Here is a 14,655-nt window from a genome sequence, read left to right as displayed (position 1 = left end):
TTTACGCCTCAGGTGTCGATGCTGGTGCGACAGGTTCTTGTGGCGCGAAGGCAGCCACGGTGCGCTTCGGCAGCGCCTTGACCGTGGCGTATGCGATGAACAGGACGATGAGCTTATCCACCGGGTCCGAGATAAACGCCTGGGTGGTTACCGACGCGATCAGGGACCCACCCATCTCGCGGAACAGGCTCACCAGCGCACCGGTGCCCACACCGGCGGTACCGCCGTAGACATATGCGGCAACCGGGGCTGCAACCATGCCGCCCACCACGCCGAGCACAAGGCCAAAGCCAACCACGGTGCCAGGGTTACGGAACGCGTTGAAGCGGTGAATGAACACACCCGCCAACCAGCCGACCAAGGCCGCACCGGCGGCGAACGGCAGAGCGGCCGGGTTGACCAGACCCCACACCACGTTGTTCAGCGCACCGGTGGCCATGCCCGCAACCGGGCCGGCCAGGGCTGCGACCAGCACGGTACCCACGGAGTCGAGGTACAGCGGCAGACCAATCGAGCCGACGATCTCGCCGATGACGGAGTTGATGATGATCGCAATCGGAATCAGCCCAAGCGTGCGCGCCGGCAACACCGGGACGATGGCCACGAGTAGCAGCAGGGTGCCCACGCCGTAGCCCGCCAGCAACGTGATGCCAGGACCGGAGCCAGTGACCTGATCCCAGTCAGCGGGGCGGACAAGAACGAAGTAGAGCCAGGTCGCGGCGATAATCAGCGCGCCCAGGGCAACGAGAACGCGACGCAGCGGGGTCCACTGCGCCTTCTGCGAGTTTTGAGAAGTGGTGTGTGACATGGAACTTTCCGTAATTCTCACGGGTGAAAGGGGAAACTACGCGCCTGCCTATGTCACCTCGGCAGGAGCGTTCAGATCAGGCAGTGTAGCAGTTAGTCGTCTGCTTTGAGGTGGCGCAGTTCCATAAGGCTCGCATCACCCGCCACCACGCGTGCATGGATCTCACAGGCCCAGTCGAAGGACTGCCACGCGGCCTCAATGTCCGCGTCGGTGACTAAGCGTGCATTGGGTTCGCGCTCCCAAATGTCGCGCAGATCTGCCACAGAGGTGCCGCGGGTGAGGTCGGAATCGGCCTCGACGGCGATCGTCGTCAAGCAATGCTCGTAGTCCACCGCACCAAGCGCGATGAGCACCGTGAGCAAGTCGTGGATCTGCGCACGATAGCCCTCTCCGACCTCCTCGTGGAACTCGAAGTAGAACCGCACAATGTCTCCCAAGTGCTGGGCGATCGGGCTCGCGCCTAGCTTTGCGACGACCCCCTCCAACCGCTCAGGCTCAAGCACCATCTTCTCCGTCGCGCCAAGCGAACACAGCGTGATCGGAGTCGGTGTCATGTCGAAGACGTCGGCGGCGGCGTGTGGATCGACCCAGAAGTTCCACTCCGCCGTCGGCGTGGTGTTGCCCGGGTAGTTCACCGCACCACCCATCACCGTGATGTGCTTGAGCCGCGCGAAGTGCTGCGGGTGGGCGTGAGCGAAAAACGCCAAGTTGGTCATGGGACCAGTGACGATGAGGTGAAGATCGTCTGTGCCACGCTCAATCGCGTCGATCCACAGCGCCTCCCAGTCGTGCTCGACGTGACGCTGCGGCGCAGTGGCATAGCCCAGCCCCGTATCGCCGTGGGTTTCCGGCGTGGTAGTCAGCTCCACCTCAAGCGGCGCCGGTACTCCAGCGGCGAGAGAGATAATCGGCAAACCGCACAACGACAGGATCCATGCGGCGTTCTTGGCACACTGGTCGGCGTCGACGTTGCCGGCAGTCGTGGTCACGCACTCAAGCTCATGGATGCCTGCCTGCGTGGCCGCGGTGAGCCAGATGAGGGCTAAGGTGTCGTCGATACCCGGGTCGCAGTCCAGAATTACTCTCATCGTGGCTCCTTCACCATCGTTTCCTTACCGATGATCAGCCACACAACAGCCGCCACCGCACACATTGCACCGCATACGCCGAACGCGGCAGTAAAACCCGCGGTCTGCGCAATCGCACCGACAACCACAGGCGCGAAAATCTGGCCCGCATCCTGCGTCATCTGGAATGTGGATAACACCTTACCGCCGGAGCGTTCATTGCCAATGATGTCCGCCAACGCTGCCTGAATGGACGGGCTCATCGTGCCGGAAGCCACGCCGGCCAGCACCGACCAGATGACGAGCGGCCAAAAACTTGTCGCCGTGCCAAGCACCGCTGTAAACACCGCAGACATTGCCATGCCCGCGAAGATCATCGGGCGCCGACCGAAGTGATCCGACATGCGCCCAGAGAACTGCAACATGATTGCCATACCGAGCGCGAACGCCGTAAGCGCGAAACCAGCCGCTGCCCCGCCTTGCTCAAACACCGCGGCGGCAAAGAGCGGCAACACCGCCACGCGCGCGCCCATATTCACAAATCCATTGGTAAACGCCGCGACCAGCAATCCCCTGTAGGTAGGCACCTTCCAGGCGCTCCGCAGCCGCATCGCGGGCTTCGCCTTCGGCAACGCCTTCGCACCTGGACGCGGCTGTGTAAGCCACGCAACAATGCCCGCAGCACACGCGACCGCAACGCCATAGATGGCAAATGGGATACGGAATCCCAAATACGACAACGCTGCGCCCACGATCGGACCGAACACATTGCCCACAAGAAACGCCGAGGCATACAGCGCATTCGCGCGGCCACGGATCGAAGGATGCGTCACCCGCACAATCAGTGCCTGCGCCGACAACGTAAACATCGTCGAGCCGAAACCCGCGATGAACCGCAACGCAAGAATCTGCCAATACGCCTGGGCAAACGCCACGAAGAACGTGGAGACAGCCACGATGCTCAAGCCCGTGAGATAGATCGGGCGCGAGCCCAGTTTGTCCACCAGCACACCCGCGCCGGGCGCACCAAGCAACCTGGCGAGAGCAAACACAGACACGACCGCACCTGCTGCGGCCATGGATACGTTGAAACTTCCCGCAAACTGCGGGAGAACCGGAGCGATTAACCCGTACCCGAGCGCAACAATGAAGGCGGCGCCCGTGAGCACCCAAATGGTGCGGGGGATCGACGGTTTCACCACCTTATTCGCACTCATAAACAGCAAGGTTACACAACGCGTCAAATAACCGTATCGCTAATGTGTTCGAATGCGTGCCTGTTGATGTCGGGGCCACTTTTAGTGTTTGAGCCATGAAGTTGAACGCAAAGAATGCCCTGTCCATGTTCCGCACCTCCCCCACTGTGGATGCCGATGCATACGCCAGCGCCGATTCCTTGGCTGCCGAAATCCGAGACCTCTTCCCCGAGAAGCTGCACGCCATCAACGCGATGATCCACCACCCGCGCTCGCTGTCGCGCCCGGCTGCGACCTGGCGGCCACCGGTGATATCGCTACCCCGGATAGACAACGGTCCGACGTTGTCGCTGGCGGTCACGCGGCGGCGCGTTGGCCCGCGCGCTCGCGCACGTATCCAGGGCTACGGGCAGCGCCACATCCCGGCATACCTGATCGAATTGCGTATTACGGATTCCGCTGGGGTTCCTGTGGACACGTTGCTTGCCGAGTCCTGGGTGCGCGCGGTCATCCCCGATGATGCTGCCCACACCGTCCACGAAATTCCGGGGGCGAAGGCAGCAAGTTACGTCTGGCTCGTCGACGGGGCGTTCACCCCGATCGAGTCGCCCTCCTCCATGTTCGAAGGACTCAGCGCGGCTTAGTCCTCGTCGTCCTCGTCGAAGTCTTCGTCGTCGAGATCCTCATCATCGAGGTCCTCGTCGTAGTCTTCGTCGTCTTGGCCGAAGATGTCGTAGACGTCCGGCTCGTCAATCTCGTCGTCGACTGGAAGCAGCTGCGCCTCCCATTCCTCTGCCTGGTCGGCGGCGAGCGACAGCACGTCAAAGAGGCGGTCGAAGTCGGTGAAGCTGCCCAGCTCGAGCTTCTCAGCGTCGGCAACTGCCTCATCATGGATGACGTCAAACAGACGTGCGCGGTCCTCCTCAGACAGTTCCGCATCGCCGTCGGACTCCCACAACTCGCCCTCGGCGTCCTCGATGACATCGTCGTAGTCATCCGGGAGTGCAACGAAGGTCACTGTGGCGCTCGGCACGCCGTTGACGGCTTCGACGACGACCTGCAACTCGGCATTCGCGCCCACTTCGGCGCGCACCTGCTGCGGGTTGACGTGGTCCTGGAAGAACTCGAGATCCCCAATGCGCTCGTCCGTGCTTTCCAGCAGGTCGCGCAGCACTGTTACCACCTGGTCGGTCGCCATGTGCTCAGCAACAGCAGTCACCGCTGCCTCCACGGAGAACACCACAGCGACTAAGACGGCCTCAAACTCTTCGTCGTCCTCGTCCACGTCAGCGGCGGCGATGTACACGTTCGCCGCTGGCAGGTGCGGATCAATTTCCACAAACTGCAATTCCAACGCCGCGGACATGGGGACAAACATCGTGTCCCCGCCTACGCGCGACTCAATACCGTCGCGGTCCAACGCGGCCGCGATGTCCTCGAAAAAGCTCATGACAGTGGGTTCCTTCCGCATTGACCTTCAGACTGGCTTCAGCCTAGCCACGTTCGCTGACGCGTGCCTGGAATTATCATCGCGGATGTCACAAATCCGTCCGGCTAATTCCCCACTCGCGCATGTCAAACGACTCCCACGCGGTGCGTTGCTCCGCTTTCGGGTCGTATTCCACACGTATGCCGTACTCAAACACCGCAGTCGCACGCCCCGGGTCGTCGCCACGCTTAAACCCATAGCTGGGCCACTCCGTACCAGGTGTGCCGGTGTGGAAGAACTCGCCCCAGTGGTACTGCATGAGCCGGCTGACCTCTTGGAAGGTGTCCCGGGGCCCGAAGCGGTCCAGTTTGGAGGTCACTGTGGCAAAGGGATCGCCATAGACCGCAACCAGGTCAGCTGCATGAATCGCGCCGAGGCCCAACTTGCGCATCGCGGCAGATGCGTAGGCGAAGCGATACATATAGGTCGGCGCAACCATGCGGTGCGCTGTGGCAAGGATGACACTCGGGGCCCAGAACACGGCGTCTGCCATCAACTCCGCAAAGTCGCCGCGTGCGCCGACATCGTCGTACGCCTCGATGACATCCAGCGCATTGTCCGGGTCAAACACGTTCAACGCCCGGCGCGCAGCACGTTGGCGCTGGCGGGAGGTTTGGTAGATGGCTTTGGTGAAACTGGCTTCGTCGGAGTTGGTTCCCACGATCAGTGGCACGCGGGCTTGCTCGCCAGCGTTGAACGTGTCAATGGGGTGTTGGGGCAGGCTGGCACTGTCCAGGGTGGGCATGAAGCTGATGTTGAATTGCAGGGCTTCCTTGCTGTTAAACATCAGTGATTGCCCGGCGCGCACGAGGGTTTCTGCGGGGATGTCGCGCAACTGGTCAAGGGTGGTGTCTGGTGCGAGACCGAGTTTCCTGATGAGGGCTTGGACCCACCTGGCGGCTTGGCGCCTCGAGTGGACGCTGGCCGGTGGCGGGGACTGCGCGATTGCGCGGTGGAACAGGCCGCGGGCATCGGGTGCGCACATGAGATGCAGCACGGCAGCACCGCCTGCGGATTCGCCCATGATGGTCACGGCATCTGGGTCGCCGCCGAAGGCTGCGATGTTGTCCCGGATCCACCGCAGGGCGAGGATCTGGTCGCGGATAGCGGGGTTGGCCACGCAGTCGTCGCCAAGCGATCGCACATCGAGGTAGCCGAGCACGCCGAGGCGGAAGTTCAAGGAGACGTAGACAATGTTCGTCGCGGCGGTGAGGCGATGACCTTGGAGGACTTTTTCGTGGCTGGCGCCGGTGACAAAAGTGCCGCCGTGGAAACAGACAACGACAGGCAAGACCTCATCAGTGTCGGGCCTGACGATGTCTAAGTTGAGGCAGTCCTCCGAACCAAGCACCGTGCCACGGATGCCGAAGGTGCCTTGCATGGCGGGTGGGCCGAAGCGTGTGCAGTCGCGCACCCCAGGCCAGGGTTGGACGGGTTTCGGTTCGCGGAACCGGTGAGTACCAGCGGTGTTGGCGCCGAATGGCACGCCACGCCAGGTGCGCATTCCGGTGTGCGGGTCGACTTGACCGCGCACGGCTCCGGCCGTTGTCTGTACGACTGGTTGGCGGCGCGCATTCATGCGTTCAAGCCTAGAGCGTTTCCGCCCGGTCTTCCCGGGATATGAAGTCGTTCTATGCTGTACCAATTACCCATCGCCAGTTCACGGCAGGAGGATAAACGTGTTCGGTAAAAAGAAATCAGCACAGACCGACGAGACGGAGCTCCGCAAGGAAATCGAGGTCGCGCTGCAGGAAAATTCAGCGCAGCTGGAAAAGGACGCGGGCAAACTCGGTCGTGTTTTCATCGGCGCGGTGGACAAGGCCGTGCGACTGCAGACCTCTGTGATCCGCGGATATGTAGATTGGTTGCGCCGCGACAACCCGGATAAGTCGCCGGCACAGATCCAGGCGATTATGGATAAGCATCTAAAGAACACCGTCACGGGCACCGGTGCCGGTGTGGGTGCCGCTGCGGCAGTACCAGGCGTTGGCCTGTTCACAGGTGCTGCTGCTGTGGCCGGCGAGTCCGCCCTCTTTCTGGATCTCGCGGCGTTTTACGCCATGTCCTCGGCATATTTGCGTGGCGACGACATCTCCGACGCCGAGCACCGCCGCGCCATCGTGCTGACCACGCTGATGGGTACGAAGGGTCTAGCAATCGTGGATACGCTGCTCGGCGAAAACTCCCGCAAGCTGCCTGGCAAGGCCACCCTGTCGCGCTTTTCTGGCCCGACGCTCAATGAGACCAACAACGTGCTGCAGCGCATGGCTATGCGTTCGCTGCGTCGTTCCATGCGTCGCGCCTGGCTGGGCAAGATGCTGCCGCTCGGCCTGGGCGCAGTTGCCGGTACCACGGTGAACCGCAAGCTGGCCGGCAACATCATCGATAACATTCAGCAGGCCCTCGGCCCGGTGCCGCTGCAGTTTGCCACCCCGCTCGAGCCCGAAGACAAGGCCGACGAGACCGGTCGCATCAAGGGTGGCTTCAACCCGAAGGAATTCGCTGCGTGGATTTTGAAGATCTTCCGCGACGGCAAAGACAGTAGCGGGAAGGACAGCGACGACAAGGAACATGAGGACCACTAGCCCACTTCTTACTCAATCGCTCAAGGCGAACCGCGCGCCTGCCGCCGTCGCGTTCGCTGCTGCCATCTTGGCCGCGCTCACCCGCGTGGCCGAGCCCGCTCTTACTGGCCAAGCGATTGATATTGCCACCGGGAATGCAGACGGTTCCGTTGCCGGCGTGGCGTGGCTGATGGTGGCAGTCGCAGCGGCCACCTACGTCCTGAGCATCATCCGGCGCACCACCTCCGGTCGCCTTGCAACGACCTCGCAACACTGGTTGCGCACCAAGATCCTGCGCACGCTGCACCGCCTGGACGGGCCGGGACAGGACAAGATCGTGACCGGCCAGATTGTCTCGCGCTCGATCTCGGATCTGAACATGTACCAGACGGTGCTGGACACTCTGGCGATGATGCTCACGCGCATCGTGCAACTGGTAGCCACCTTGATCGTCATGCTGAGCATGGACGTCGCACTGACCGCGATGTCGCTGGCGCTGCTGCCCGTGCTCCTGTGGGAGGCCAACCGGTCGCGCAAAACGCTCTACGCAGCAACGTGGGTCAACCAGCACGCCACCGCAGAACTTGCAGAACACGTCGAACAAACCGTCTCCGGCGTGCGCGTGGTCAAGGCGTTCGGACAAGAACAGCGAGAGATCGACCAGCTCGACAACCTTGGTCGCCACCTCTACGCGGTAAAAATGCGGGCGGCGAAACTCACCGCACGCTTCCAGCCGATGCTCTCCCAACTGCCCAAGGTGGCGCTGGTGGTCACCATCATCGCCGGCGGCATGCTCGCCATCCACGGAAGGATCTCCATCGGCCAGTTCGTCGCATTCACCGCGTACCTGACCACGATGACGTCCACCCTTTCCATGCTGACCAACCAGTACGTCCGCATGCAGATGGGTATGAGCTCCTTCGACAGGCTCGCGGATGTGCTGGCACTCGCACCTGAAGAGTCCACCGCAAACTCCACCGTGAATTCCACCGCGAATTCCACCGAAAACTTGCCTGCCGAACCCGGCCTGCACTTTAGCGACGTGCACTTTTCCACCGGCGGCCACAACGTCTTAAACGGCTTCACCCTTTCGGTCGCGCCGGGCGAGACCGTTGCAATGGTCGGCCCGCCCGGCGCGGGTAAAACCATGGCGGTGCAGCTAGCTGGCGGGTTCTACACCCCGGATACGGGCACGGTCACCGGTGGCGATGTGGTCTGTGTTTTCGACGACGCCTTCCTTTTCTCTTCCTCCGTGCGCGACAACATCGCCATGGGCGCTGCCGACAACATGTCGCCGGACGAACTTGATGCCGCGGTGCGCGACGCAGCACGTCTCGCCCTGGCAGACGAGTTCATCGAGCGCCTCCCCGACGGCTACGACACCCAAGTCGGTGAGCGCGGTCTCACCCTGTCCGGCGGCCAGCGCCAGCGCATCGCACTCGCCCGCGCGCTCATGTCAAAACCGAAGGTGCTCGTGCTTGACGACGCCACCAGCGCCATCGACTCCATCAACGAAGCCCACATCTTGGCTAACCTGCGCGACGCACTGAGTGATATTGCGGTGCTGACCGTGGCGCACCGCCAGTCCACGGTGGATCATGCGGATCGGGTAGCGGTGGTGCGCGGTGGGGTCGTCGTCAAGCAAGGGCCCCGCGACGAGGTCATGGCAACCGACGAGTATCGCGCCTCCATGGATCCCGAGTCCGAAACGCTGTACGAGGAGGTTGGCGACCTGTGGCCCGAAGTGGACACCGAACCCCAGGAACGCGTGATCGTGCCGACGAGCGGGCGCGCCTCCACCATCAACGCCACCCCGGAACTGCTCGCGCGTGTGGAGCGCCTCCCGGAAGCGCGCGAACTGCCAGATCTGGCCGAGCAGACACTGACCCGCCTGCGCACCCCGTCGAGCGAATTCCACATCCGCGACATGTTCAAGGCCGTGCGCTGGCTCATCGCAGGCACCGTCGCCCTGCTGATTGTGGGCGTGCTGGCGGACTTGGCCTTCCCCACCATCGTGCGCGCCGCCGTGGACCGCGGCATTACCCCAATTAACCAGGAGAACCTGATCAACGCGGGCCTCATTGCGCTCGGTGTGGTCGCGATCGCCTGGGCCTCGGATGCACTCATGACTGTTTTGTCGTCGCGCTCCGGCGAACGCCTCCTCTACGGGCTGCGCCTGCGCTCCTACGCGCACCTGCAGCAACTGGGGTTGAGTTACTTCGAATCGCGACTGTCCGGCAAGATCATGACGCGCATGACCACGGACATCGACACCTTGTCAAGCTTCCTACAAACCGGGCTTGCCCAGGCGATTGTCGCCGTTGGCTCGCTCGTGGGCGTGATCGTTATGCTCGTTGCCACAGACGGCGAACTCACCCTCATCGCACTGACCGCCGTCCCGCTGATTGTCGCCGCTACCTGGGCGTTCAGAGTCTTCTCCAAGCGCTACTACCAGGCCTCACGCGAACAGATCTCCACGGTCAACGGCGAGTTCGCGGAACTCATCGGCGGCATCCGCACCACCCAAACCCACCGCGCGCAGACCCACTTCGAAGCGCACTTCACCGCCCTAAGCGACGAATACCGCCGCCTGCGCATGCGCTCCGTCACCCTGGTCGCGCTGTACTTCCCAGGCATGCACTTCATCTCCCAAACCATGACCGCCGTCATCGTCGGCTTTGGTGCGGGACGCATCGCCGACGGATCGCTGTCCGTCGGTGTGCTCGTCGCATTCACCATGTACCTCGGCCAGCTCTACGGCCCCATCCAGCAGCTTGGCCAAATCTTCGACTCCTGGCAGCAAGCCACCGTCAGCTTCGACCGCATCCGCGCACTGCTCGCCCAACGCACCACCGTCCCCGACACCGGCACCAACCCGGGTGCTCTCAGCGCCGCAAGAGGGCCATTGCTTTTCGACGACACCACCTTCTCCTACTCCGCCTCCACCGATACAGACGCCTCCCCCGTGATTGACCACATGGACCTGACCATCGAACCAGGTACCACCGTGGCACTCGTCGGCCCAACAGGTGCGGGCAAATCCACCGTGGTCAAACTGCTCGCCCGGTTCTACGACCCCACCTCGGGCAAGGTGCGCGCCTCCGGCACAAACATCGTGGAATTCCCGCTTGCAGACTGGCGCCGCGCACTCGCCCAGGTCCCGCAGGAGTCCTACCTGTTCCCCGGCACCGTCGCGGACAACATCGCCTACGGCACGCCGGGCGCGACCCCAGAAGAGATCGAGGCAGCGGTGAACCGCATTGGCGCGCTCGGTGTCGTCGATACGATCCCCGGCGGCTTCAACGCGCGCGTCGGTGAACGCGGCCGAGGCTTGAGTTCCGGGCAGCGCCAGATCATCGCACTCGCACGTGCGGAGATGCTCTCCCCTGCCGTGCTGCTTCTCGACGAAGCCACCGCCACCCTTGATCCCGCAACCGAACGCGCGGTACTCGACGCCGCCGACCGCGCAACCTCGGGGCGCACGTCAGTGGTCGTCGCACACCGCCTCGCAACCGCTGCGCGGGCCGACCGAATACTCGTCATCGACGAAGGACGTATCATTGAGGACGGTTGCCACGAGGACCTCCTCACCGCCGGCGGTAGGTATGCCCAAATGTGGGCTGCCAACCGCTAACGGGGGTGAAAGACGGAAACCCCGTGGACAGGAACAACCCAAGTTCGCGCCATATCAGCGCGGACGATTACAGTCAAAGAAACGTTCCGCGAAATCGAAACAGAAGGAAGGCGAGAACCTGCCGTGAGCAGCGAAAACACGTTCGGCCAGAACAGCTGGCTGGTTGACGAGATGTTCCAGCAGTACAAGGACGACCCGAACTCGGTCGACGCCGAATGGCGTGAACTGTTTGAGAAAAAGGGTGCACCGAAGACCGCCAATGGCACGTCCAACGTCACCCCTTCCCAGGCAGGTGCAAGCCAGGCGAAGACCGACCCGAAGGTTGCCCGTTCCACCGGCGCACCTTCGCAGGATGGTCGCGAGACCAAGGTCGACGAGGCCGCAGCAAAGGTCTCTAACCGCCCGCAGCGCACCCTGCCGAAGCCGAAGGCCTCCCCGCTGGACAAGATCGCACAGGTCGAGGTCGAGCCGGGCGAGTTCCAGCTCAAGGGCGCATTCCGTGCGATTGCGAAGAACATGAACGAGTCGCTCGAGGTGCCGACGGCGACGACCGTGCGAGACATGCCGGTCAAGCTCATGTTTGAGAACCGCGCGCTGATTAACGACCATCTCAAGCGCACCCGTGGCGGCAAGGTTTCCTTCACCCACATCCTGGGCTACGCCATCGTCCTGGCGACGAAGCTGCACCCGGACATGAACAAGAACTACAAGGAGGACGGCAACAAGTCCTTCGCCATCCAGCCGGAGAACATCAACCTCGGCCTGGCTATCGACCTTCCGGGCAAGAACGGTTCCCGCTCCCTCGTCGTCGCTGCGATCAAGGAGTGCGAGAAGAAGTCCTTCTCCGAGTTCGTTGACGCATACGAGGACATCGTCGCTCGTGCACGCGACGGCAAGCTGACCATGGATGACTTCTCCGGTGTCACCATCCAGCTCACCAACCCAGGCGGCATCGGCACCCGCCACTCCATCCCGCGCCTGACCAAGGGCCAGGGCACCATCGTCGGCGTTGGCGCTATGGATTACCCGGCAGAGTTCGCCGGCGCTTCCGAGGACCGCCTCGCCGAGCTCGGCGTTGGCAAGCTGGTCACGCTGACCTCCACCTACGACCACCGCGTCATCCAGGGTGCAGAGTCCGGCGAGTTCCTGCGCGATATTTCGCAGCTGCTTATCGACGACAAGTTCTGGGACAACATCTTCCAGTCCCTGCAAATCCCGTACTCCCCGCTTCGCTGGGCACAGGATCTTCCGAACACGGGCATTAACAAGGACACCCGTGTCATGCAGCTCATCGAGGCATACCGCTCCCGCGGCCACCTCATCGCTGACACCAACCCGCTGCAGTGGCACCAGCCTGGTCTGGCGAAGCCGGATTCCCGTGACCTGCTCATGGAAACCCACGGCCTGACCCTGTGGGATCTGGACCGCACCTTCCACGTCGGTGGATTTGGCGGCAAGGAGCAGATGACCCTGCGCGAGGTTATGGCGCGCTTGCGCTCCTCCTACACCCTCAAGGTCGGCTCCGAGTACTCCCACATCCTGGACCGCGACGAGCGCGAATGGCTGCGCGACCGCGTCGAAGCTGGCATGCCCAAGCCGACCGGTGCAGAGCAGAAGTACATCCTGCAGAAGCTCAACGCCGCTGAGGCCTTTGAGAACTTCCTGCAGACGAAGTACCTCGGCCAGAAGCGCTTCTCCCTCGAGGGCGCAGAGACCCTCATCCCGCTGATGGACGCCATCATCGACACCGCTGCAGGCCAGGGCCTGGAAGAGGTTGTCATCGGCATGCCGCACCGTGGCCGCCTGAACGTCCTGTTCAACATCGTGGGCAAGCCAGTTGCAACGATTTTCAACGAGTTCGAAGGCAACATGCGCGCAGCCCAGCAGGGTGGCTCCGGCGACGTGAAGTACCACCTCGGCTTCGAGGGCGAGCACATCCAGATGTTCGGCGACGGCGAGATCAAGGTCTCCCTGGCTGCGAACCCGTCCCACCTTGAGGCAGTCGACCCGGTGCTCGTCGGTATGGCGCGCGCCAAGGAAGACCAGATCAAGGCTGCCAAGGGCCGCGAGGACCACCCGGTCGTTCCGCTTATGCTCCACGGCGACGCATCGTTCACCGGTCTGGGCATCGTCCAGGAGACCCTGAACCTGTCCCGCCTGCCGGGCTACACCGTCGGCGGCACCATCCACATCGTGGTGAACAACCAGATCGGCTTCACCACCACCCCGGATTCCGGCCGTTCCTCCTACTACGCCACCGACCTGGCCAAGGGCTTCGACTGCCCGGTGTTCCACGTCAACGGCGACGACCCGGAGGCAGCCGCATGGGTTGCGCAGCTCGCTACCGAGTACCGCCGCGAGTTTGGCAAGGACGTCTTCATCGACCTCATCTGCTACCGCCTGCGCGGCCACAACGAGGCTGATGACCCGACCGTGACCCAGCCGGTCATGTACGAGCGCATCAACAACCACCCGTCGGTGCGTACCCGCTACACCCAGGACCTCATCGGCCGTGGCGACATCACGCAGGAAGACGCAGAGAAGGCTGCACAGGACTTCCACGACCAGCTCGACGCTGTCTTCACCGACGTGAAGTCCGAGAAGGGCAAGCCGAGCGAGCAGACCGGTATTACCGATTCCCAGAAGCTCACCCGCGGCCTGGACACGAACATCTCCGAAGAGCAGTTCAAGCGCCTCGCAGACGCGTACGCCAACCTGCCGGAGGACTTCACCCCGAACAAGCGTCTGAAGTCCGTCCTGTCCAAGCGCGGCGGCTCGTTCACCGACGGCGACATCGACTGGGGCTGGGGCGAACTGCTCGCCTTCGGTTCCCTGGCTGAGCAGGGCAAGTTTGTCCGCCTCGCCGGTGAGGACTGCCAGCGCGGTACCTTCACCCAGCGTCACGCTGTGCTGTACAACCCGGACAACGCCGAGCCGTTCAACCCGCTCGACCACAACGCGCAGGAAGCCGGCAACGGCGGCCAGTTCCAGGTCTACAACTCCGCACTGACCGAGTACGCAGGCATGGGCTTCGAGTACGGCTACACCCTTGGCAACAAGGACGCGGTTGTCGCTTGGGAAGCACAGTTCGGCGACTTTGCCAACGGCGCCCAGACGATTATCGACGAGTACCTGTCCTCCTCCGAGACCAAGTGGGGCGAAGTGTCCTCCCTGATCTCCCTGCTGCCGCACGGCTACGAGGGTCAGGGTCCGGACCACTCGTCTGCTCGTATCGAGCGCTACCTGCAGCTCGTCGCGGAAGGCTCCATGACCATCGCGCAGCCGTCCACCCCGGCTAACCACTCCCACCTGCTGCGCCGTCAGGCTCTCGGCGAGATGAAGCGTCCGCTGGTCGTCTTCACCCCGAAGTCCATGCTGCGCAACAAGGCTGCAGTGTCCCAGCCGTCTGACTTCACCGAGGTCAACCGCTTCCAGTCCGTCATCGACGACCCGAACTTCGTCGAGCGCGGCAACAAGAAGATCGGCGACACCGACAAGGTGAAGACCATCATGCTGTGCTCCGGCAAGATCTACTGGGAGCTGGACAAGAAGCGTCAGAAGGATGGCCGCGACGACATTGCGATCGTCCGCGTGGAGATGCTCCACCCGATCCCGTTCAACCGCCTGTCGGATGCGTTCAAGAACTACCCGAACGCCAAGGAGATCCGCTGGGTGCAGGACGAGCCGGCAAACCAGGGCGCATGGCCGTTCTACAACGAGCACCTGCGCACCCTGATCCCGGACATGCCGGAGATGGTCCGCGTGTCCCGTCGTGCACAGTCCACCACCGCAACCGGTGTGGCCAAGGTGCACCAGCAGGAAGAAAAGCAGCTGCTTGAGGAAGCATTCGCTGACTAACCTGCACACCTAAAAACTCCGGCCCGGCTTGTGAAAAGC

At 62.8% G+C, this 14,655-nt stretch carries 9 protein-coding genes; 4 read left to right on the top strand and 5 right to left on the bottom strand.

Annotated elements, in window-relative coordinates; translation table 11 throughout:
- Nucleotide 1 precedes the first annotated feature (1 nt).
- The 3 genes from HMPREF3145_RS03155 to HMPREF3145_RS03145 form a co-directional block, all read right to left on the bottom strand.
- Entirely contained in the window at nt 2–808 is an 807-nt protein-coding gene (locus HMPREF3145_RS03155; RefSeq protein WP_070421802.1) for a glycosyl transferase family 9, read from the bottom strand.
- Between the two features lie 92 nt (nt 809–900).
- Nucleotides 901–1,896, bottom strand: a complete 996-nt coding sequence (locus tag HMPREF3145_RS03150) for a nucleoside hydrolase (RefSeq protein WP_070421801.1) — start codon at nt 1,894–1,896, stop codon at nt 901–903.
- Nucleotides 1,893–3,092, bottom strand: a complete 1,200-nt coding sequence (locus HMPREF3145_RS03145) for an MFS transporter (RefSeq protein ID WP_070421800.1) — start codon at nt 3,090–3,092, stop codon at nt 1,893–1,895. The genes HMPREF3145_RS03150 and HMPREF3145_RS03145 overlap by 4 nt, the downstream gene beginning before the upstream one ends.
- 95 nt (nt 3,093–3,187) lie before the next feature.
- Between HMPREF3145_RS03145 and HMPREF3145_RS03140 the strand changes: the two genes are divergently transcribed.
- Entirely contained in the window at nt 3,188–3,715 is a 528-nt protein-coding gene (locus HMPREF3145_RS03140) for a hypothetical protein (RefSeq protein WP_141740789.1), read from the top strand.
- Here the strand turns inward: HMPREF3145_RS03140 and HMPREF3145_RS03135 are convergent.
- Together HMPREF3145_RS03135 and HMPREF3145_RS03130 are read right to left on the bottom strand one after the other, a co-directional pair.
- Complete coding sequence (locus HMPREF3145_RS03135; RefSeq protein WP_070421799.1) at nt 3,712–4,521, bottom strand: hypothetical protein; 810 nt, start codon at nt 4,519–4,521, stop codon at nt 3,712–3,714. The genes HMPREF3145_RS03140 and HMPREF3145_RS03135 overlap by 4 nt on opposite strands.
- 88 nt (nt 4,522–4,609) lie before the next feature.
- Nucleotides 4,610–6,139, bottom strand: coding sequence for a carboxylesterase/lipase family protein (locus HMPREF3145_RS03130; RefSeq protein WP_070421798.1), 1,530 nt, complete (start codon nt 6,137–6,139; stop codon nt 4,610–4,612).
- A gap of 100 nt (nt 6,140–6,239) precedes the next feature.
- On the opposite strand from HMPREF3145_RS03130, the gene HMPREF3145_RS03125 reads away from it, so the two are divergent.
- From HMPREF3145_RS03125 to HMPREF3145_RS03115, 3 genes are all read left to right on the top strand, one after another.
- A complete protein-coding gene (locus HMPREF3145_RS03125; protein ID WP_070421797.1) occupies nt 6,240–7,145 on the top strand; it encodes a hypothetical protein in 906 nt (301 codons plus the stop codon).
- Nucleotides 7,132–10,758 (top strand): ABC transporter ATP-binding protein, encoded by a 3,627-nt coding sequence (locus HMPREF3145_RS03120; RefSeq protein WP_070421796.1) that lies wholly within the window; start codon nt 7,132–7,134, stop codon nt 10,756–10,758. The genes HMPREF3145_RS03125 and HMPREF3145_RS03120 overlap by 14 nt, the downstream gene beginning before the upstream one ends.
- Before the next feature lie 123 nt (nt 10,759–10,881).
- Entirely contained in the window at nt 10,882–14,616 is a 3,735-nt protein-coding gene (locus HMPREF3145_RS03115; RefSeq protein ID WP_070421795.1) for a multifunctional oxoglutarate decarboxylase/oxoglutarate dehydrogenase thiamine pyrophosphate-binding subunit/dihydrolipoyllysine-residue succinyltransferase subunit, read from the top strand.
- Nucleotides 14,617–14,655: the final 39 nt, after the last annotated feature.

The organism is Corynebacterium sp. HMSC05C01, assembly GCF_001807155.1.
Classification (GTDB): Bacteria; Actinomycetota; Actinomycetes; order Mycobacteriales; family Mycobacteriaceae; genus Corynebacterium; species Corynebacterium coyleae.
This window is presented reverse-complemented; position numbering and strand designations above follow the sequence as displayed.

Excerpts from the sequence above, each read along its gene's own strand:
- HMPREF3145_RS03150 (WP_070421801.1), bottom strand. The coding sequence starts at position 1,896 with ATGAGAGTAATTCTGGACTGCGACCCGGGTATCGACGACACCTTAGCC.
- HMPREF3145_RS03120 (WP_070421796.1), top strand. The coding sequence starts at position 7,132 with ATGAGGACCACTAGCCCACTTCTTACTCAATCGCTCAAGGCGAACCGC.
- HMPREF3145_RS03130 (WP_070421798.1), bottom strand. The coding sequence starts at position 6,139 with ATGAATGCGCGCCGCCAACCAGTCGTACAGACAACGGCCGGAGCCGTG.
- HMPREF3145_RS03155 (WP_070421802.1), bottom strand. The coding sequence starts at position 808 with ATGTCACACACCACTTCTCAAAACTCGCAGAAGGCGCAGTGGACCCCG.
- HMPREF3145_RS03145 (WP_070421800.1), bottom strand. The coding sequence starts at position 3,092 with ATGAGTGCGAATAAGGTGGTGAAACCGTCGATCCCCCGCACCATTTGG.
- HMPREF3145_RS03140 (WP_141740789.1), top strand. The coding sequence starts at position 3,188 with ATGAAGTTGAACGCAAAGAATGCCCTGTCCATGTTCCGCACCTCCCCC.
- HMPREF3145_RS03135 (WP_070421799.1), bottom strand. The coding sequence starts at position 4,521 with ATGAGCTTTTTCGAGGACATCGCGGCCGCGTTGGACCGCGACGGTATT.